At 59.4% G+C, this 18,574-nt stretch carries 17 protein-coding genes and 1 pseudogene; 12 read left to right on the top strand and 6 right to left on the bottom strand.

All coding sequences use genetic code 11. The annotated features are described in order from the left end of the window. Positions 1-323: 323 nt before the first annotated feature. The 5 genes and pseudogenes from B5M06_RS17700 to B5M06_RS17260 form a co-directional block, all read left to right on the top strand. A pseudogene (locus B5M06_RS17700) lies at positions 324-437 on the top strand (nucleotidyltransferase domain-containing protein); the annotation flags it as partial. A 16-nt stretch (positions 438-453) separates the two neighbouring features. Continuing rightward, positions 454-789 (top strand): hypothetical protein, encoded by a 336-nt coding sequence (locus B5M06_RS14435; protein ID WP_338028327.1) that lies wholly within the window; start codon positions 454-456, stop codon positions 787-789. Positions 790-927: 138 nt separating this feature from the next. Next, positions 928-1,230 (top strand): hypothetical protein, encoded by a 303-nt coding sequence (locus B5M06_RS14430; protein WP_054067043.1) that lies wholly within the window; start codon positions 928-930, stop codon positions 1,228-1,230. A gap of 141 nt (positions 1,231-1,371) precedes the next feature. Next, complete coding sequence (locus B5M06_RS14425; RefSeq protein ID WP_077344978.1) at positions 1,372-1,731, top strand: hypothetical protein; 360 nt, start codon at positions 1,372-1,374, stop codon at positions 1,729-1,731. A 150-nt stretch (positions 1,732-1,881) separates the two neighbouring features. Continuing rightward, complete coding sequence (locus tag B5M06_RS17260; protein ID WP_165442798.1) at positions 1,882-2,025, top strand: hypothetical protein; 144 nt, start codon at positions 1,882-1,884, stop codon at positions 2,023-2,025. Between the two features lie 287 nt (positions 2,026-2,312). On the opposite strand, the gene B5M06_RS14420 is transcribed toward B5M06_RS17260, so the two are convergent. Next, entirely contained in the window at positions 2,313-2,813 is a 501-nt protein-coding gene (locus tag B5M06_RS14420; protein WP_205245586.1) for a tetratricopeptide repeat protein, read from the bottom strand. A 339-nt stretch (positions 2,814-3,152) separates the two neighbouring features. Between B5M06_RS14420 and icd the strand changes: the two genes are divergently transcribed. Both icd and B5M06_RS14410 read left to right on the top strand, forming a co-directional pair. Next, a complete protein-coding gene (icd, locus tag B5M06_RS14415; RefSeq protein WP_054067046.1) occupies positions 3,153-4,409 on the top strand; it encodes an NADP-dependent isocitrate dehydrogenase in 1,257 nt (418 codons plus the stop codon). Positions 4,410-4,627: 218 nt separating this feature from the next. Then, a complete protein-coding gene (locus B5M06_RS14410; protein ID WP_054067047.1) occupies positions 4,628-6,037 on the top strand; it encodes an MFS transporter in 1,410 nt (469 codons plus the stop codon). Between the two features lie 47 nt (positions 6,038-6,084). On the opposite strand, the gene B5M06_RS14405 is transcribed toward B5M06_RS14410, so the two are convergent. From B5M06_RS14405 to B5M06_RS14395, 3 genes are all read right to left on the bottom strand, one after another. Next, complete coding sequence (locus B5M06_RS14405) at positions 6,085-8,649, bottom strand: chemotaxis protein CheW (RefSeq protein WP_054067048.1); 2,565 nt, start codon at positions 8,647-8,649, stop codon at positions 6,085-6,087. Positions 8,650-8,744: 95 nt separating this feature from the next. Further along, positions 8,745-9,296 (bottom strand): NUDIX hydrolase, encoded by a 552-nt coding sequence (locus tag B5M06_RS14400; protein WP_054067049.1) that lies wholly within the window; start codon positions 9,294-9,296, stop codon positions 8,745-8,747. Positions 9,297-9,310: 14 nt separating this feature from the next. Further along, the gene (locus B5M06_RS14395; RefSeq protein ID WP_054067050.1) at positions 9,311-10,009 is read right to left on the bottom strand and encodes a fumarylacetoacetate hydrolase family protein; all 699 of its coding nucleotides are present in this window, start codon (positions 10,007-10,009) and stop codon (positions 9,311-9,313) included. Positions 10,010-10,048: 39 nt separating this feature from the next. On the opposite strand from B5M06_RS14395, the gene pgeF reads away from it, so the two are divergent. Further along, positions 10,049-10,915, top strand: a complete 867-nt coding sequence (gene pgeF, locus B5M06_RS14390) for a peptidoglycan editing factor PgeF (protein WP_054067051.1) — start codon at positions 10,049-10,051, stop codon at positions 10,913-10,915. Here pgeF and B5M06_RS14385 read toward each other — a convergent pair. After that, entirely contained in the window at positions 10,835-11,146 is a 312-nt protein-coding gene (locus B5M06_RS14385; RefSeq protein ID WP_054067052.1) for a hypothetical protein, read from the bottom strand. The two genes, pgeF and B5M06_RS14385, sit on opposite strands and share 81 nt — an antisense overlap. A gap of 186 nt (positions 11,147-11,332) precedes the next feature. On the opposite strand from B5M06_RS14385, the gene B5M06_RS14380 reads away from it, so the two are divergent. From B5M06_RS14380 to B5M06_RS14365, 4 genes are all read left to right on the top strand, one after another. After that, a complete protein-coding gene (locus B5M06_RS14380) occupies positions 11,333-13,027 on the top strand; it encodes a PHA/PHB synthase family protein (RefSeq protein WP_054067068.1) in 1,695 nt (564 codons plus the stop codon). Between the two features lie 123 nt (positions 13,028-13,150). Further along, positions 13,151-14,332: an acetyl-CoA C-acetyltransferase gene (locus tag B5M06_RS14375; RefSeq protein ID WP_054067053.1), complete on the top strand. Its 1,182-nt coding sequence runs from the start codon at positions 13,151-13,153 to the stop codon at positions 14,330-14,332. A 193-nt stretch (positions 14,333-14,525) separates the two neighbouring features. After that, a complete protein-coding gene (phbB, locus tag B5M06_RS14370) occupies positions 14,526-15,263 on the top strand; it encodes an acetoacetyl-CoA reductase (RefSeq protein WP_054067054.1) in 738 nt (245 codons plus the stop codon). Positions 15,264-15,898: 635 nt separating this feature from the next. Then, the gene (locus B5M06_RS14365) at positions 15,899-17,257 is read left to right on the top strand and encodes an alanine/glycine:cation symporter family protein (protein ID WP_054067055.1); all 1,359 of its coding nucleotides are present in this window, start codon (positions 15,899-15,901) and stop codon (positions 17,255-17,257) included. Positions 17,258-17,392: 135 nt separating this feature from the next. On the opposite strand, the gene B5M06_RS14360 is transcribed toward B5M06_RS14365, so the two are convergent. Further along, a complete protein-coding gene (locus tag B5M06_RS14360; RefSeq protein WP_080025273.1) occupies positions 17,393-18,340 on the bottom strand; it encodes a tyrosine-type recombinase/integrase in 948 nt (315 codons plus the stop codon). Positions 18,341-18,574 lie beyond the last annotated feature (234 nt).

Genomic DNA, 18,574 nt, shown 5'->3' with positions numbered 1-18,574 from the left:
GCTGTCAATAGCAAGATGGCATGTTGTCGCAGGATTTTTGCAAACGTGTTGCAGCCGGCCGACATCCCATCACCCGCTCATCCCCTCACAAACACGCAGAAACGCGCTTATGCTCGGAGAACGGGTTTGGTTTCGGTCGCGACTGCACCACCAAGCACCTGAAAAGGCCTAATGTTTTAAGGCATTAGGCCTTTTTTCTTTTTGGGTGCAAGAAAGTACATGTTTTTTGCAGCACCGCCAGACGCAATGGGCAGGCAGCGCCGTAACATGCAGGATGATTGAGGGCGCCAGCAACTTCGATAGGGCATAACCAAGTGGGTGCAATGAACTACACACGCATGCTTGAGCAGCTGCAGACAGCCGTTCCCAGCCTGTCTGCGCTGTATGTGTTTGGCGCTCAGGCCACGGGCGATGCAGGCCCAGACAGCGACTTGGACCTGGCCGTTCTGGCGGATGAGGCGCTGGGCCCTGAAAAGCTGTGGGCTGCTGAGCAGCGAGCTGGCCGCCACGGCGCGCTGCCATGTGGATTTGCTGGACTTGCGTGCCTCGTCTACCGTGATGCAATACCGCATCATCACCACAGGGCAGCGCCTGTGGGCCAGAGACAGCCAGGCTGCCTTGTACGAGAGTTTTATCCTGAGCCAGAAAACTGCCCTGGATGAAGCCAGGGCAGGGCTGCTGCAAGACATTCAAAAAACACTACCAAGCGCTGCAGCTGCCCATTGTGGAGGCTGTGATTACCAAGCATCTGGGGGATTTCACGGCGTACAGCAAGACGCTGCTGCTTAAAAACGCTACTTTGCCGCAGCAGTAAATTTTGGATCTACAGAGGTAGGACACCAAAGAGTGTTGAGATGGCTTTAGAAGCTGCTAGCTTGGCAAATAGGGCCTACCTAGAATGCGCTTTGTTACAGGCATGGCGTGCATATGAAGCGGATAGTGATTGTCCGTTTAATGTTTTCATCGATGGCCTTCGCTCAGAGCGATGTCGTTCGAGGCGCAGGCAGATTGGCAGGTCAATTTGGCGTGGGCATCACTGACACTATTCGTGACAATCAGCCTCATTGGGAAACCATACCAGCCAAGTCAAAAGCTGAGTGCCTGAAGGAGTCCAATGGCGTATTGAACAATCAATTTGTTCGCTGCAGAAACGGTCGCCAAGAGTATGTGCAGTACAACAGCAAGAACGAGCGCATGGTGCTGAGAGAGCGGCCTATCCCGATGAATTGATGGTTCCGAACTGTTGACAGCAGATCTTCCAGATTTTTGGGTGTGCCCCCAGGTCGCTTTGGCAATCGGCTTGCCGAGCGCTTAGGACGATGCTTGCATGGGGCAGCTCAAGATTGGAGTCATTTTTATGTTTGGCTGGTTTTGCAAGCTATTCGTGACGTCAATGCGCGCAGCGCCGCGCTGGAAATATTGGAGCAGCAGGCGCAGGCTGCAAAGGAGCAGCTCAACGCATCTCTTCTGCTTGCCTATACCTCTTCAGGCCCTGAGACGAAAGTCGCATACCTGGAGCTTGCGAAATCCAGCTTTGCCACGCTGCAGGCCATTGCTGCAGAGCATCCAAGCATGCGTTTAACCAACGAGAACGAAGTGGATGACGCCATCAAACTGATGGAGGAAGAATTTACTCGCGCCGGTTATTACGCGATGTTCGATGCCAGCCGTAGGCAAGCAGCGTCGGCGCATGTGCATCTCAGCCAAAGAGCGAAAGAGTTGTTGCGCTAAAAGCCATGCTGCTTGCGCCAGCTCGGCAGCTGCAGGTCACAGGCTGCATGTGCTTTTGGTAGAGGCTGGTGCCAGTATTGGATAGCCCAATGTGCAGACCTGCTCAATAGGGTATGGTGTCCGTACTGAAACAAAGAAAGCACTTTCTGTATGGCTAAACCTAACTATCAATTCGAAAAGCGTCAGAGAGAGCTGGAAAAAAAGAGAAAAAAGGCCGAGAAGGCACAGCGTAAGGCCAGTGGCGCTGATGGCGTGCCTGCGGAAACACCGGTTGTGCCGACATTGGCGCAGTAAGCCCACTCTACGTCCCTTGGATCGCTTGTTCAAAGTCTTGACGTACTGGCTGAGGCTTGCGCGTCTGCACGGACCGGCCTGATCGCCAATGCAAACCTGCGGTTTGCTGTCTGGTGTGAGTAGCTTTAAGAAAAGCCCCTTCTGGCTATGGCCAAAAGGGGCTTTTACATTGGTGAGTCAGTGCCCGGGCTTGCTGCAAAAGGCATGGATTGATCTGCTGTGTCGACAGCGTAAGCCTGCAGCAGGACGGGCTGTTTGCTTTTACTGGGCAGATATTTCACGCACGATCAGCCATTGATTGCCTTCGCGCTGCAGCTCCATGGTTTTGAGGGTGCTGTCTTTGTAGTTGTCTGCAGAGTAGTCCTGGCGGAATCTGGCCGTGGCGCGTGCGCCGTTGTCTGCGCGGCTTTTTGCATCTGGCCCTGTGTGGCGTAGAGCACGGCCAGATTGTTGTAAGGCTCTGGCAGGTTGGGGAAGTCACGTGTCAGCGCGCTAAAGATGTCTATGGCCAGATCGTACTTTTGCTGTTCTGTGGCGATCACACCCTGCAGAAAGCGCATATGTACGTCGTTGCCGTTGCGGCTCAGGTGTGCCTGCGCAAGCGCTGCCGCTTCGGTCAGCTTGCCCTGGGCCATGAGCTGATTGACTTCGGTGACGGCCGTGGAGGCAAGGCTTGCGCTGGCAAAAGTCAGGGCCGCCAATGCCAGACTGGCAGTGCGCCAGCGCGACCAGCGTTGCATCCAGGTACGTGAGAGACCGGAGAGGGAAGACGCAAGAGCAGGGGGCATACAAGCGAATTTCACAGCAGCATGGCAATTCGGAAGGAGTGAATGAAAGCCTGTTACAAGGCAGAAGTTACGAAACTTTTACTTTGTTTCTGAATTTTGTATGTAGGTGGATTGCCTGCGCTGTGGGGGGGTTGTCTGTTCTGTACATCCTTGCTGTGCGGGTGTGGCGCAGTCGCAAAGCAGCACCAGGTGCAGCGGCTCGCTGCAAGAGGGGCATCGCCAATGCATACCCGGTGGTGCGCGTTTCATGCCGCCATGCGGGGTGAAGCAGCCTAGAATCGGCAGCAAGTGGCCATGCAGACCACAAGCCCTACGTTGAAGTCCGGAGATAGCTTCCTCATGCAGTACACACACATCCGCATTCCTGAAAATGGCAGCAAAGTGACCGTTAACGCGGACATGACCTTGAATGTTCCCGATCAGCCCATCATTCCTTTTATTGAAGGTGATGGTGTGGGCGTGGATGTCACGCCAGTGATGCGCAAGGTGGTGGATGCTGCAGTGGCCAAGGCCTATGGCGGCCGCCGTCAGATTCAGTGGATGGAGGTGTATGCCGGCCAGAAAGCCACGCAGGTCTACGGCCCGGACGTCTGGCTGCCCGAAGAGACGGTGGATGCCGTGCGCGAATATGCCGTTTCCATCAAGGGGCCGCTGAATACGCCTGTGGGCGGTGGCATTCGTTCCCTGAACGTGGCACTGCGCCAGACGCTGGACCTGTATGTGTGCCTGCGCCCCATGCGCTACTTCCAGGGCGTGCCTTCGCCCGTGCGTGAGCCTGAGAAGACCGATGTGGTCATCTTCCGCGAGAACTCGGAAGACATTTATGCAGGCATCGAGTTCGCTGCAGGCACGGACAAGGCGCAAAAACTCATCGACTTTCTGCGCGATGAGATGGGCATTGACCATATCCGCTTCCCAGCGACCTCTGGCCTGGGCATCAAGCCTGTCTCGCGCGAAGGTACGGAGCGCCTGGTGCGCAAGGCCATCCAGTACGCGATTGACCATGACAAGCCTTCGGTGACGCTGGTGCACAAGGGCAACATCATGAAGTTCACGGAAGGTGCGTTCCGGGACTGGGGCTATGACGTGGCCCTCAAGGAGTTCGGTGGCGAGCTGATTGACGGCGGCCCCTGGGTGGAAATCAAGAATCCCAGGACCGGCAAGCGCATCACCATCAAGGACAGCATCACTGACGCATTCCTGCAGCAGGTGCTGCTGCGCCCGGCCGAGTACAGCGTGATTGCTACCATGAACCTCAATGGTGACTACATCTCGGACGCTGTGGCGGCGCAGATTGGCGGCATTGGCATTGCGCCCGGTGCAAACATGTCAAGTTCCGTGGCGGTGTTTGAAGCCACCCATGGCACAGCGCCACGCTATGCAGGCAAGGACTATGTGAACCCCGGCTCCATGATTTTGTGTGGCGAGATGATGCTGCGCCACATGGGCTGGGTGGAGGCGGCGGACCTGATCATCAGCGGCATGGAGCTGGCCATCCAGAGCAAGAAGGTGACTTATGACTTCGCGCGCATGATGGAAGGGGCCACCCAGGTGTCATGCTCCGGATTCGGGCAGGTGGTGATTGACCACATGTAAGTGGCCCTGCGTATCCGCCAACCCCGCAGCCGCGGGGTTTTTTAGCTTTTGACCGTGTGTACGGCGGGCGCTTTGGCTGTGCAGCTGCGGTTTGCATGCATTCGCTTGACCTCGGTAATTACGAAAAAAAGAGCTGCCAGCGCTCTATTTGCAATGCTTTCAGATAGAAAAGTAGTTGAAACCATTGCTGTATCAGCGCTAGAAGCTATTGATTTGATATGACTCATACTTCCACTGTGGCATCTGCTGCTGAGCCAGATGGCATGCATGGGCGTGCACGCAAGCTGGCCATGGCAGTCATTATTTGCGGCCTGGTGATCTGTGTGCTCGACAGCACTATGCTGAGTCTGGCCCTGCCGCAAATGGCCCGGCAGTGGCAGATTGACCCGGCCCAGACGCTGTGGGTGGTCAATGCCAACCAGGTGGCATCGCTGGTGCTGCTGCTGCCACTGGCTGCGCTGGGCGATCGTCTGGGCTACAAGCGTGTGTACCTGTGGGGCATGCTGGTGTTTGGCCTGTCCAGTGTGCTGGCGGCGCTGGCACCTTCGCTGCAGTGGCTGATTGTGGCGCGTGCCCTGCAGGGCATGGGCATGGCAGGGGCGCTGAGCGTCAATGGCGCGCTGGTGCGGCAGATTTATCCGCGTGCCCAGCTGGGGCAGGGCCTGGCGCTGAACTCCATGATGGTGGCCATCAGCTATGTGACCGGGCCGGTACTGGCGGCGGCGGTGCTGTCGCAGCTGGACTGGCGCTGGCTGTTCAGCCTGCACATGCCGCTGGCACTGTGGGTGTGCTGGCTGGGGCGCAAGGCCTTGCCCAAGCCATTCAAGCCTTCGGATCTGCGGGGGCTGTCCTGGTGGGATGTGCTGCTCAACATCACCATGTTTGCAGCGCTGTTCCTGGGGCTGGATCGTCTGAGTCACTACAGCCCAGAGCAGGGTCTGCTTCCTGCCGTTGCCTGGCTGCTGCTGGGTTTGCTGGCGGGCTATGTCTATGTGCAGCGCCAGAAGCGCGGGGCGCAGCCCATGCTACCGCTGGACTTGCTGCGCATTCCGGCGTTCAGGCTGTCCATGGGCGCTTCCATCTGCGCCTTCAGTGCGCAGACCATGGCCTTTCTGGCCATGCCTTTCCTGCTGATGGATGCCTATGGCGTATCGACCGGGCAGGTGGGCATGCTGATCAGCGCCTGGCCGGTGGCGCTGGCCATCGTTGCACCCATTGTGGGGCGGCAGATTGGCAAGATTCCAGCCAGCCGCCTGGGCGGCATGGGCATGCTGCTGTTTGCGGCCGGGCTGGCGGCGCTGTCGCAGCTGTCGGCTGGCGCACCTGCTTGGGATATTGCCTGGCGCATGGCCATGTGCGGTGCGGGCTTTGCCATGTTCCAGTCGCCCAACAACCACACCATCGTCACCTCTGCACCCATGCACCGCAGCGGCGCGGCCAGTGGCATGCTGGGCTCGGCCCGTCATACCGGGCAGAGTCTGGGCGCGGTGCTGCTGGCGGCAGCCTTTGTGCTCTGGCCTGGCAGCGAAGGCATCGCCGAGCAGCGTGCCTTGCTGATGGGCGCAGGTCTTGCGGTGCTGGCGGCTGTGTGCAGCGTACTGCGCCATACGCCGGTCAAAGGCCGCTGAGGCGGCCTGCGCCAGCACAGCGCATGCTGGCGGAAACCGTGGCGGGTTTAGCCGATGTACTCCATCGCCTCACCAGATTTGCGGGGCGACTGCAGCGCATGCAGCAGCCCCTGTGGGTTCAGGCACTGGATCAGCAGTGCGCCCTGGTTGGCCTGAATCAGCTCATGCACCAGCAACTCTGCGCCGCCCGCCATGCTGGGCGCGGGGCGCACGCTCTCACGGGCGAAGTGGTGCACGCCATGCAAGGCGCTGACCAGCAGACCAAACTTGCGCTCGCCGTGCTCAACCACCACCACCTGGTGTTTTTCCGTCAGGCGTGAGCGCTGACCGGTCAGCAGCTCACCCAGATCAAACACCCAGACAAAGCCTGTGACCTGCCCCTGCGCATGCCGTGCCAGTGTGCCAATGCAGTAGGGCAGGCGGCTGGCCGAGACGGGGTTGACGGAGGTCGCGGGCAGGGCCTCCAGCACGGATTCGGCATGCAGTGCAAACAGCTGCTTGCCCACGAAGAAGGTGGCCATCTCGATGCCGTTGATGCTGGCACTGCTCTGGATGGCGTGGCTGGCCTCATGCACGCTGTCTGCTGTTTCCACCTTGCCAAAGGACTCGATGGAAATGGCCAGTACATCTTCGCGGTAGCCGTCAGAGGTTTTGAACTCACGGTAGCCGCGCGAGACGCTGGCGCCCACAATGCCGTATTCGTTCTGGTAGGTGGTGATGGCGGCATCGCTGTGGCCCACCTGCAGCTGCAGCAGCTCGGGCTTGGGCAGTTGGACCGTGCTGCCGGGGGGCGAAGCAGGATCGGTGCTCGCCAGCACCAGTCCCTGGCGGTTGACGTACATGGCGCGGGTCTTGGGTTTGCCGACCAGAGAGCTTTCCAGCATGGCCTGCAGCTCCGGTATGGCATTGAACACGATGGCAATGCCGCCTACGGTGCGTTCATGGGCATCGTCCGTGCGAATGGGGGCGTGGTAGACATAGGTGGCCCCTTCGCTGCCAACGTGCGCAGTGCTCCACGGCGTGACGTAGTAGGACTGGCTGTCATTGAGTTGCATGACGGCCTGCACGGCTGCGCTGTCAATCGTCTGCTCCAGCACGCTGCTGCCATCGGGCAGATGCGGATGGCTGGCGCACAGGATGCGGCCCTTGTTGTCATAGACCATGAGGCGCAGGTAGACCGTGTAGAGGCTGTTGATGTGTTCCAGTACCTGGGTCGCTTCGGCCAGCAGAGCTGCAGGCGCCTCGCCTTGCGCATGGTGCAGCGTCAGCAGCTGGCGCAGCACGGGCGAGAGCGCCCACCAGCGGCAGTCATTGGCGCGTTCGTAGAGGTTGCGGTCCAGCAGATCGACCAGCAGCTGGGTCAGCGACTGGCTGTCGCGCAGGCCGACGCTGAGCACGGTGTCGTACAGATCACGAATCGACTGGGTAAAGACCAGATTCGTGCGTGCGCCGGTCTCGCCAATCTGCTCGAGCACCGACTTCAGGCGCACCGACCCTCCGCGCTGCCCGGCCGTCATGACCTGGCCATTCCAGACCACGCGGCGGATGGAGTCTGCCGCGTTGATGATGTCGTACAGCGGCGGGCAGAAACTCTTGGCGTGGGCCAGCAGACCCTGTGCCACATCGTGGGGCAGACTGTCCACGCAACGCATGATTTTGGTGCCAAAGGCCTGTTCCACCGGAATCATGACCTGACCTTTCCACCCTGCAGGCCCCGGATAGCCTTGGTAGGGCTTGGCAGAAACGGTTTGCACCAGATAGGTGCGCCCGGAGTGTGTGAACAAATGTGGTGCGCCTTCGGGGTTGGTGGGGACCTTGGTGCCCGGCGCAATCCAGTGCGCGTCGCTGCTGGCGAGTACGTAGTCATGCTCGTTGAGCAGCAGGGCTACGCTGCGGCCTTCGGCGGCGCTGCTGCCGGCAAAAATGCCTGCCATCTCCCCCAGAAAGTCAAAGGACAGGCACAGCACGCCGCAGGGTTGGCCGGTCTGCGGGTGCAGCATGCGCTGTGTGTAGAGCAGGGCCTGGTCCTTGTGGGGGCGCAGATTGGTGTGGCGGAAGGTTTCTACAAAACTGTGGCTCTCCAGCGTCTGCGCCAGCAGTGGATCGTGCGAGCCATCGACGGGCGAGCTTTCATCGATCTGAGCTAGCACGGTGCCGGTCAAATCGAACAGCATGATTTCGTCGTACACCGTGTATTTGTGCTGGTACTCACGCAGGCGCTCGACGATGCCCTGGCCATCGGTGAACCCGGCGACGTAGTTGCACAGCGTGCGGTCCGTGGCCAGAAAACCGACGTCGGCCGTGCGTTCATAGAGATTGCGCACCACGATGTCGATGACGTGGTGGGCGCAGGTGGCGATTTCGGACATGACCTCGCCAATGGACTCCGACACCATGGAGTGCACCAGGTCCTGCTCCAGGCGCTGAAAGCCTTCGCGTGTGGCGGCCATCATGGGCAGCATGCTGTGCGCCTCTTCGGCGCAGTGCATCTTGGCCGATGATTCGATCAGGCGCCACATGAGGTTGAGCTCCTGCAATAAGCGCTCGCAGCGCGCGACATCCCGCATGTATGGGATGAAGGTGTCGATATGGATCTCGTTGTCGCTTGTCATGTCTGCCTCCCCTTTTCAAGACAGAGCTGGCAGTTCAGGGGCCCAGCTCTTGTATGTCTTGGAAAAGCAAAAGCCAGGCCAGAGCGAACAAAGAGTTACAGCAAATCGATGTTGTGTACCTGTTCTACGCCACGGGCACGGTCGTCCAGGTAGTGCTGCAAGGTGGTGCTGACGGTGCGAAAGGCCAATTCATCCCACGGAATGTCCTTGGGCTCAAACAGGCGCGCTTCAATGGTTTCGTGCCCGGGGTTGAAGCTTTCGCTGAGCAGGCGTGCGCAGTAAAACAGGTGCACCTGACCAACGCGTGGAACGCTGATCACGGAAAACAGCCGGCCCATGGCAATCTGGGCACCGGCTTCTTCATCCATTTCGCGGGCAGCGCCTTCGGAAGTGGTTTCATCCAGCTCCATGAAACCTGCTGGCAGCGTCCACTTGCCCCAGCGGGGTTCGATGTTGCGCTTGCACAGCAGGATGCGGCCATCGTCGGTAACAGGGATGCAGCCCACCACATTCAGCGGGTTTTGATAGTGCACAAAGCCGCAGGAGGGGCAGATGGCGCGCACGCGCGTGTCGCCATCGTCAGGAATGGCGTGCTTGACGGGGCTGCCACACTGGCAGCAGAACTTGATGGTGGGGCGAAAACTCATGGGCAATGCCTGCTTCAGGCAGTGATGGCTACGCGCAATGTGCCCAGGCCGGTAATACCGCCTTCCAGCACATCGCCGGCCTGCACGGCACCTACACCTTCGGGGGTGCCGGTCATGATGAGGTCACCGGGCTGCAGCTCCCAGGCCTGGGAAAGCACCTCAATAGTCTCAGCAATATTCCAGATGAGTTGGTTCACATGGCTGCGCTGGCGGTCTTTGCCGTTGACCTGCAGCCAGATTTCTGCCTGCTCTACATCACCCGCCTGTGCAGCAGGCGTGATGGCGCTGATGGGGGCGCTGTGCTCAAAGGCCTTGCCAATGCACCAGGGGCGGCCCTGCTTTTTCATGTCGTTCTGCAGATCGCGGCGCGTCATGTCCAGGCCTACGGCATAGCCCCAGATATGTTCCATGGCCTGCGCGGCCGCAATGTTTTTGCCGCCTTTGCCAATGGCTACCACCAGCTCGATTTCGTGGTGCAGATTGCTGGTCAGCGTGGGGTAGGGCATGCCGACAGTGCCACCGTTTTCTGCGGGCAGTACGGCATCTGCGGGCTTCATGAAGAAAAACGGTGCTTCGCGCCCCGTAAAGCCCATTTCTTTGGCGTGCTCCGTGTAGTTGCGGCCTACGCAGTAGATGCGGTGTACGGGAAAACGGTCAGCGCAGCCAATGACAGGCACCGAGGCTTGGGCTGGGGGCGTAAACACAAATGGCATGGTTCAGGGCTAAGCAGTCAACGAAAGAACAAGTGTGCCATGAGTCAGGTGTCAAGTTATGCTGTGCAGGTGACTGATACCAAGCATCTTCAGCAGCAGTGGCTGCAACCCGATTGGCCCGCCATTGCTGGCGTGCATGCCCTGTTTACCACCCGTGCAGGTGGGCAAAGTGCAGCTCCGTGGAACGCCATGAACCTGGGTGACCACGTACATGATGACCCGCAGCATGTAGCGGCCAACCGGGCGCTGCTGCAGGCGGTGCTGAGCGATATTTCCGGTCGCCCAGTGCAGACCCGCTTCCTGCAGCAGGTACATGGCTGCGATGTTCAATTTCTGGAGCACGCATCGCCCAATGGACAAGCCTTTGACGCCTGTTTGACCACTGAATCTGATGTGGCCTGCATTGTCATGGTGGCGGACTGTCTGCCCGTCTTGCTGGCACACCGCAGCGGGCGCGCCGTTGCTGCAGCCCATGCGGGCTGGCGCGGACTGGCAGGACATAACGGCCATGGCGTACTGGAAGCCGTCTGGCAGGCTTACGCCGCCCGACTGGGTGTGGCTGCCGATGCGCAGCTGGCAGCAGAAACGCAAGTCTGGCTGGGGCCATGCATTGGCCCCGAGGCTTTTGAGGTGGGCGATGAAGTGCGTGAGGCCTTTGTGCAGACGCTGCCTGCAGCCGTGCAGTGCTTTGTGCCCGTGGCGGGTAAGAGTGGCAAGTGGCTTGCTAATTTGTCGCTCCTGGCGCGCCAGCGACTGCAGGCTGTGGGCCTCACGCACATTTATGGCAATGACGGCAGCGCGCCCTGGTGCACGGTGAGCAATGCCTCACGGTTCTTTTCTCACCGGCGCGATGCTGCTGTTCTGGGCAGCACCGGCCGCATGGCTGCCTGCATCTGGAAGGGCTGAAGCCTTGGCGGCCTGCGCCTGATCGTAGGCACGTTGCTCGGCTTCGCGCTGGGCCTTGAGCTTGCGTTTGCGCTCTGGCGTGCCAAAGATGTAGATGATGATGCCGACGGGCAGCAGGCCATAGAGCACCAAAGTGACCATGGCCCCCAGCACGCTGCCCTGAGGGCCGAAGGCTTCGGCCAGTGCCATCATCACCGTGACATAAAGCCACGCAATCACGATTAAATACATGGTCTGTAATTTGCTTGATTTCTGTGCCAGGCGCTGGTTGCGATGTTGATTGGAGTCAAGGAATCAGGCTTTTGACATATGGCTGTCATGCACTGATTGTCACAATTGGTGTGCTGGACAACAATCATCAACCAGCATGATGCACTGTCGCATGGTGGTGCCGCCAAGAACGCAAGGATGACAAGCATGAATTCCACACCAGACTGGGGTGCTGCAGGGGAGCAGTACACAGACTTTTTCTCCAGACAATGGCAGAACGCCTTCCAGTCGTTTGCCGCACTCGGCCAGGCAGAACCCGCCAAAACAGCGGTCCAGTTGGATGTGAATCGGCTCCAGGCATTGCAGCAGGAGTATGTGCAGGAGGCGGCCCGTCTGTGGAGTCAGGGACTGCAGGCGCCAGCACAGCTGCAGGACAGGCGTTTCAAGTCTGCGCCATGGCTGAGCAATCCCGTCGCAGCCATGACGGCTAGCGCCTATTTGCTCAATGCCAAGGCACTGATGGGCATGGCGGACGCGGTGCAGACCGATGAAAAAACACGCCAGCGCATTCGCTTTGCCGTAGAGCAGTGGGTGGCAGCCATGTCGCCCAGCAACTATCTGGCGCTGAATCCAGAAGCCCAGCAAAAGGCGCTGGAGACCAAGGGCGAGAGTCTGGCCAAGGGCATTCAGAACATGCTGCACGACCTGCAGCAGGGCCATCTGTCCATGACGGACGAAAGTGCCTTCGAAGTTGGCAAAAACGTTGCCACCACCGAAGGGGCCGTGGTCTATGAGAACGAGCTGTTCCAGCTCATCGAGTACAAGCCGCTGACGGGCAAGGTCTACAAGCGCCCGTTGCTGCTGGTGCCACCATGCATCAACAAGTACTACATCCTGGACTTGCAGCCTGAGAACTCGCTGATTCGCTATGCCGTCAGCCAGGGGCACCGTACCTTTGTCGTGAGCTGGCGCAATCCGGATGAGTCGCTGGGCCACTTGGGCTGGGATGACTATATTGAAGATGCTGTCATCCGCGCCATCGATGTGACCCAGCAGATTGCCGGTGCGGACCAGATCAACACCCTGGGCTTTTGCGTAGGCGGCACCATGCTGGCTACGGCGCTGGCCGTGCTGGCTGCGCGTGGTGAGGATCCTGTAGCCAGTGCGACCTTGCTGACCACATTTGTGGACTTTTCCAGCACCGGGGTGCTGGATGTCTTTATTGATGAAGCCTTTGTGCAGATGCGTGAAATGCAGCTGGGCAAGGGCGGTCTGCTCAAGGGGCAGGAGCTGGCCGCGACATTCAGCTTCCTGCGACCCAACGATCTGGTCTGGAACTATGTGGTGGGCAATTACCTCAAGGGCGAGACGCCGCCACCCTTTGACCTGCTGTACTGGAACAGCGATGCCACCAATCTGCCAGGCCCCTGGTATGCCTGGTATCTGCGCAATACCTATCTGGAAAACAACCTGATTCGCCCCGGCAAGCTCACCGTCTGTGGCGAGCAGATCGATATGGGCCGCGTGACGCTGCCGCTGTACATCTATGGCTCGCGTGAAGACCATATCGTGCCGATTGAGGCCGCCTATGCCTCGACGCAGGTATTCCCTGGCGACAAGCGTTTTGTCATGGGTGCATCGGGCCATATTGCGGGCGTGATCAACCCTCCGGCCAAGCACAAGCGCAGCCACTGGATTCGCAGCGACAACGCACTGCCAGCCAGCCATGGCGAGTGGTTGCAGGAGGCGACAGAACACCCTGGCAGCTGGTGGACCGACTGGTCGCAGTGGCTGCAGAGCCATGCTGGTACACAAATTGCAGCCCCCAAACGCTATGGAAAAGGGCGCAGCTACGAGGCACTGGAGCCAGCACCCGGGCGGTATGTACGGGAAAAAGCTTGAACCACGCTCACCCAAGTCATAGCAAAATGCTGCATTGCAACATCTGTCTGTAGCGCATTTGCCGCCGCAAGTACGTTGGGCACAAGTTGCAGCGCTTAGATCAACGAATAAAGGAATTAGAAAATGGAAGACATCGTCATTGTTTCGGCAGTGCGCACAGCGATCGGCAAGTTTGGTGGCAGCCTGGCCAAGGTGCCTGCTGTGGATCTGGGGGCTACGGTCATCAAGGAGGCGCTGCAGCGCGCCAATGTGCCTTTTGACCAGGTGGGCGAAGTCATCATGGGCCAGGTGCTGACCGCAGGCGTCGGTCAGAACCCTGCACGCCAGGCCATGATGAAGGCGGGTGTTGCCAAGGAAACACCTGCCCTGACCATCAATGCCGTCTGCGGCTCGGGCCTGAAGGCCGTCATGCTGGCGGCGCAGGCCGTGGCAACGGGGGACAGCGAAATTGTGGTCGCAGGCGGTCAGGAAAACATGAGCCTGTCGCCCCACGTGCTCAAGGGCTCGCGCGACGGCCAGCGCATGGGGGACTGGAAGATGCAGGACACCATGATCGTTGACGGCCTGTGGGATGTGTACAACCAGTACCACATGGGCATTACGGCCGAGAACGTGGCGCGTGAAAACGACATCACACGCGAGCAGCAGGACGAGCTGGCCATGGGCAGCCAGCAAAAGGCGGCGGCTGCGCAGGACGCAGGCAAGTTCAAGGATGAAATCGTTCCCGTGGTGATTCCGCAGCGCAAGGGCGACCCTGTCGTGTTTGATACCGACGAATACATCAACCGCAAGACCAGCCTGGATGCGCTGTCTGGCCTCAAGCCTGCTTTTGACAAGCAGGGCACGGTCACCGCTGGCAACGCCTCTGGCATCAACGACGGCGCAGCTGCCGTTGTGGTCATGAGTGCCAGCAAGGCGGCTGCACTGGGGCTCAAGCCGCTGGCCAAGATCAAGGCTTACGCCACCAGCGGTCTGGACCCCGCCACCATGGGCATGGGCCCTGTGTTTGCTACACGCAAGGCGCTGGAGCGCGCAGGCTGGCAGGTGGGTGATGTGGACCTGTTTGAACTCAATGAAGCTTTTGCCGCACAGGCCTGTGCCGTGAACAAGGTGCTGGGCATTGATGCGGCCAAGGTGAACGTCAATGGCGGCGCGGTTGCGCTGGGCCACCCCATCGGTGCCTCGGGCTGCCGCGTGCTGGTCACGCTGCTGCACGAAATGCAGCGCCGTGATGCCAAGAAGGGTCTGGCCGCACTGTGCATTGGCGGTGGCATGGGTGTGGCGCTGGCCGTAGAACGCGCATAACAGCCGCAGTTGGAGCCGCGAAGCGATGTGCAGCCATCGCTTCGCTGGCGTTTTCCCTGTGCAGGGCATCCGCAATAGGCACGAGCAAGGGTGAATGCCATAGTCACGGAGTCTGAGGTGCAAGCTCAGCCGCTGTGATGCTGTATGGGCGGTGTGAGTTGTAAAGAATGACTAAATCAGCAGGAGTACAAAGATGAGCCAGAAAGTAGCGTATGTGACCGGAGGTATGGGAGGGATTGGTACTGCCATCTGCCAGCGTCTGCATCAGGATGGCTTCAAGGTGATTGCCGGTTGTGGGCCTACCCGTGATTACCAGAAGTGGCTGGATGAACAAAAAGCCCTGGGCTTTACCTTCTATGCCTCGGTAGGCAATGTGGGGGACTGGAATTCCACAGTGGAAGCCTTTACCCAGGCCAAGGAGGAGCACGGCAGCATTGATGTGCTGGTGAATAACGCCGGTATCACACGTGACCGCATGTTCCTGAAGATGACGCCTGAAGATTGGCGCGCCGTGATTGAAACCAATCTGAACTCCATGTTCAACGTCACCAAGCAGGTGGTGGGTGACATGGTGGAAAAGGGCTGGGGCCGCATCATCAATATCAGCTCGGTCAACGGCGCCAAGGGCCAGGCCGGTCAGACCAACTACTCCGCCGCCAAGGCTGGCATGCACGGCTTTACCATGGCGCTGGCCCAGGAGCTGGCTGGCAAGGGCGTGACGGTGAACACCGTCAGCCCCGGCTATATCGGCACCGACATGGTCAAGGCCATTCGCCCTGATGTGCTGGAAAAGATTGTGGGCGTGATTCCCGTCAAGCGCCTGGGTGAGCCCAAGGAAATTGCCTCCATGGTGTCCTGGCTGGCTTCGGAAGATGGCAGCTATGCAACCGGGGCGGACTTCTCGGTCAACGGCGGTCTGCACATGCACTGAGTCTTGCCTCGCCAAGCAAAATGCCCACCGGAAGGTGGGCATTTTTGTTGCAGAGCATGGAAGATGAAAGCGGCCGCTGCCACGAGGGCGGGCCTTGCACCCCTCTTACAGACGGATGGGGGCGCGCTTGCGGTCGCGTTCGTCTTCAGGCCAGATGGTGGTAATGGTTTGGGGTTGCATGGTTTTCACTCCTTTGCCTCTTTAACGTCCTGATCGCTGGTGGCGTTGACGTCGTTGGTGCAACTGTTTGTTTGCTGCGTTCGAGAATGTGTCGAAGCTGGCGTCGTGCTCAGGCGCGCAGAGGAGCGCGCTTGCGATCACGTTCATCTTCGGGCCAGACAGCTAAAACTTGTGTGTGGTTCATGGGGTGTATTCCTTATGTACGAAGAACAACGCAGTTGCTAGGCAGCGCGTTGACACGCCCGAATAAAAAAAATTTGAAATTTTTTTGTAGCCCTCGGATTGGCCTCTTCTGAAGCTGCTGGTGCGGCCGTGCCGTACAGGCTGGCTATGCGCTGTATAGGGGAAAATATTGCGTCTCATGCATAACTGCTTGCGCAGGTGGAGAATGCAGCCCCTGCGGTTGGCGAAGGGGAGGAGGTCCCGGTAGCTGCAGCCCATGGAAGAAAAACGGTATGCAACAACTCACAGAATGGCTCCAGGCTCTTAACGGACTGGTCTGGGGCATCCCCATGATCGTGCTGATACTGGGCACAGGCTTTTATCTGCAGCTGCGTCTGGGCTTGATGCCACTGCGCAATATTGGCTACGGCTTTCGCATGATCTGGAAGAGCCGTTCCGTGCATGACGCTTCCAGCGGTGATATCTCGCCTTTTGCTGCCTTGATGACGGCGCTGTCTGCCACCGTGGGTACGGGCAATATTGCCGGGGTGGCTACGGCGATTGCCGTGGGCGGGCCCGGTGCCCTGTTCTGGATGTGGATGACGGCGCTGGTTGGCATGGCCACCAAGTACGCCGAAGTGGTGGTGGCCGTGAAGTACCGCGAGAAAAATCCCAGGGGCCATTGGGTGGGCGGCCCCATGTATGCCATCAAGAATGGTCTGGGCCCACGCTGGCGCTGGCTGGGTACGGCGTTTGCCATTTTTGGCGGCCTGGCAGGCTTTGGCATTGGTGCCATGGTGCAGGCCAACGGTATTTCTTCGGCCATTGAAGGTGCTTTTGGTGTGCAGACCTGGATCACTGGTCTGGTGGTCGCAGCCCTCACCGGTGCCGTGGTGCTGGGTGGCATTACCCGGATTGGCGCGGTGGCCGAAAAGCTGATTCCCACCATGTGCGTGGTCTACATCCTGTGCGTGCTGTGCGTGCTGGGCACCTTTGCTGACAAGATTCCTGCTGCGTTCGCACTGATTTTTGAGCAGGCTTTCAACCCCACGGCAGCCGTGGGTGGCTTTGCAGGCTCTACCGTGCTGATGGCCATTCGCATGGGTGTCGCGCGCGGCATTTTCTCCAATGAAGCGGGTCTGGGCACGGCAGGTATTGCGCAGGCCGCAGGCCAGAGCAAGGACCCCGTGTTCTCGGGCATTGTGGGCATGATGGGCACGTTTATTGACACCATCATCGTCTGCACCATGACGGGCCTGGCGATTGTGGTCAGCGGCGTGTGGAACAGCGGCGCCAGTGGCGCACTGCTGAGCACACAGAGCTTTGAAGCCGCCATGCCCGGCGTGGGCAAGTATCTGCTGGCGATTTCGCTGGCACTGTTTGCCTTCACCACCATCTTGGGCTGGGCCTATTACGGCGAAAAGTGCTGGAACTATCTGGTCGGCCCCGTGTGCGAAAAGCCGTTTCGCCTGCTGTGGGTGATCGGCGTCTATCTGGGGGCGGTCGTGACGCTGGATGTGGCCTGGCTGGTGGCGGACACGCTCAACGCGCTGATGGCGATTCCCAACCTGATTTCCCTGCTGCTGCTCTCGCCCGTGATTGCACGGCTGACACGCGAGTACTTTGCCGCGAAGCAGGCTTCAGAGCAGTAAGTCGTAGCCCACGGAACTGGGCAATTGCAGTGCCTGAAACTTCAAAAACAAGAGCTGCCAGCGCAGATATTTGCTTGTTTTCAGATACAAAACTATCTGAAACGCTGCAAATACGAGCGCTGGCAGCTATTTTTTTTATAAGTCCTTATCGTTGTTGAAGTAGGCACGCAGATGCTGCAAGGCATTGGGGTTCTTCATGCCAGAGCGTGCCAGCACCTCGCTGACGCTGCAGCCAGACTCCAGCCACTGCACCAGCACTGTGTTGCGCAGCACCTGGGGGCCCATGCGTGCAGGCTCGGGCAGCTTGGCGGCCAACGCCGCCTGGCGCAGGGTTTTGGTGACCAGATGCAGCAGGGTATGGCTGGTCAGCTGCGGGGCTTTGCGCGTGCAAAACAGCGCGCTCTGGCCCTGCATGGCGTGGTAGCCCGCGCGCGCCTGCAGCCAGGCTTGCAGGGCATGGTGCAACTGGGGGGAGACGGGCAGGGTACGGGTCTGCATGTCGCGCTCGCCTGCCACCAGCAGGGACTGAATCACACGCGGCTCGTCTTCGCTCCAGCGCAGGTTGCCCACTTCCAGGTGCTTGACTTCCTCGGGCGTGAGGCCCAGCTCCATCAGCAGCATCAGAATGGCGCGATCGCGGCTGCTGATCAGGTCGTCCGGCTGTGGAATGTGCTGCTGCAGGGCCCGCCACATGCGTGGAGAGAGGATGGCGCCTTGCGGGTTCTCGCTGGGGGGGATGTCCTGGGCAGCCAGGCCCTGGGCCGGATTGCTGCGTGCCCATTGGTGCAGCACGGCATGGTCGTACACGCGGTCCAGCACACGCCAGTAGCGCCGGCACGTGATGTCGCTGGGCTTGTGGCTCTTGGGGCTTTGCGGTGCGTGGTTGATGAACTGCAGCACTTGCACAGGCGTGGCACGGGCCCAGGCAAAAGGCTGTATGGCTTCGGCCTGCTCGCCAGACAGAAAGCGCAGCCAGGACAGCCAGATAAAGCGGTAAGGCCTGGCGGCCTCAGGGCTGAGCGGCTCCCAGGGGTTTTGCCCACAGGTCATCAGCCAGTGTTCAAACGCGTTGTCACCGCGCATGGGGATAAGAGGTGTCTCTTCTTCAGGGAGACAGTGGTTGCTGTGCAATGCGATGCGTCTTCCAAAAACAATGGGCCAACTGAAAAACTCAGGCCGTGTTTATAGCTGTTTCTGAAGATGCTATGCCGCAAAGTGCAGGCTAGGGCGTGTTCACATCAACATTGGGTTCGCTGCCCCTGATTATGGAGATCACAAATGGGGTTGAAGGCTTGGGGCGGTCTGCGTTGTTGCGGC

The organism is Comamonas kerstersii (assembly GCF_002056725.1).
GTDB classification, from domain to species: domain Bacteria; phylum Pseudomonadota; class Gammaproteobacteria; order Burkholderiales; family Burkholderiaceae_C; genus Comamonas; species Comamonas kerstersii.
Note: the sequence above shows the minus strand (reverse complement) of the source record. Positions and strands in the feature narration are given on the sequence as shown.

Bases quoted from the DNA above. Each gene is read 5' to 3' on its own strand.
- B5M06_RS14435 (WP_338028327.1), top strand. From the start codon at position 454: ATGAGGCGCTGGGCCCTGAAAAGCTGTGGGCTGCTGAGCAGCGAGCTG.
- B5M06_RS14430 (WP_054067043.1), top strand. From the start codon at position 928: ATGAAGCGGATAGTGATTGTCCGTTTAATGTTTTCATCGATGGCCTTC.
- B5M06_RS17260 (WP_165442798.1), top strand. From the start codon at position 1,882: ATGGCTAAACCTAACTATCAATTCGAAAAGCGTCAGAGAGAGCTGGAA.
- B5M06_RS14420 (WP_205245586.1), bottom strand. From the start codon at position 2,813: ATGCCCCCTGCTCTTGCGTCTTCCCTCTCCGGTCTCTCACGTACCTGG.
- icd (WP_054067046.1), top strand. From the start codon at position 3,153: ATGCAGTACACACACATCCGCATTCCTGAAAATGGCAGCAAAGTGACC.
- B5M06_RS14410 (WP_054067047.1), top strand. From the start codon at position 4,628: ATGACTCATACTTCCACTGTGGCATCTGCTGCTGAGCCAGATGGCATG.
- B5M06_RS14405 (WP_054067048.1), bottom strand. From the start codon at position 8,649: ATGACAAGCGACAACGAGATCCATATCGACACCTTCATCCCATACATG.
- B5M06_RS14400 (WP_054067049.1), bottom strand. From the start codon at position 9,296: ATGAGTTTTCGCCCCACCATCAAGTTCTGCTGCCAGTGTGGCAGCCCC.
- B5M06_RS14395 (WP_054067050.1), bottom strand. From the start codon at position 10,009: ATGCCATTTGTGTTTACGCCCCCAGCCCAAGCCTCGGTGCCTGTCATT.
- pgeF (WP_054067051.1), top strand. From the start codon at position 10,049: ATGAGTCAGGTGTCAAGTTATGCTGTGCAGGTGACTGATACCAAGCAT.
- B5M06_RS14385 (WP_054067052.1), bottom strand. From the start codon at position 11,146: ATGTATTTAATCGTGATTGCGTGGCTTTATGTCACGGTGATGATGGCA.
- B5M06_RS14380 (WP_054067068.1), top strand. From the start codon at position 11,333: ATGAATTCCACACCAGACTGGGGTGCTGCAGGGGAGCAGTACACAGAC.
- B5M06_RS14375 (WP_054067053.1), top strand. From the start codon at position 13,151: ATGGAAGACATCGTCATTGTTTCGGCAGTGCGCACAGCGATCGGCAAG.
- phbB (WP_054067054.1), top strand. From the start codon at position 14,526: ATGAGCCAGAAAGTAGCGTATGTGACCGGAGGTATGGGAGGGATTGGT.
- B5M06_RS14365 (WP_054067055.1), top strand. From the start codon at position 15,899: ATGCAACAACTCACAGAATGGCTCCAGGCTCTTAACGGACTGGTCTGG.
- B5M06_RS14360 (WP_080025273.1), bottom strand. From the start codon at position 18,340: ATGCGCGGTGACAACGCGTTTGAACACTGGCTGATGACCTGTGGGCAA.